At 55.0% G+C, this 251-nt stretch carries 2 tRNA genes; both read right to left on the bottom strand.

The annotated features are described in order from the left end of the window. Positions 1 to 90: 90 nt before the first annotated feature. Positions 91 to 164: transfer RNA gene (locus Q1B07_RS26955), tRNA-Cys, on the bottom strand. A 10-nt stretch (positions 165 to 174) separates the two neighbouring features. Next, positions 175 to 249: transfer RNA gene (locus Q1B07_RS26950), tRNA-Gly, on the bottom strand. Positions 250 to 251 lie beyond the last annotated feature (2 nt).

The raw sequence follows: 251 nt of genomic DNA, 5'->3' as shown, positions 1-251 counted from the left end.
CGGAATCGAACCGGTACGGTAGTCACCTACCGCAGGATTTTAAGTCCTGTGCGTCTGCCAGTTCCGCCACCCCGGCAAGGGTGTTGTAAATGGAGGCGGCAACCGGATTTGAACCGGTGATAAAGGTTTTGCAGACCTCTGCCTTACCACTTGGCTATGCCGCCATTTTAAAACTGGAGCGGAAGACGGGATTCGAACCCGCGACCCCCACCTTGGCAAGGTGGTGTTCTACCACTGAACTACTTCCGCAA

It is taken from the genome of uncultured Metabacillus sp. (assembly GCF_947503125.1).
In the GTDB taxonomy this organism is placed as follows: Bacteria; Bacillota; Bacilli; order Bacillales; family Bacillaceae; genus Metabacillus.
Note: the sequence above shows the minus strand (reverse complement) of the source record. Positions and strands in the feature narration are given on the sequence as shown.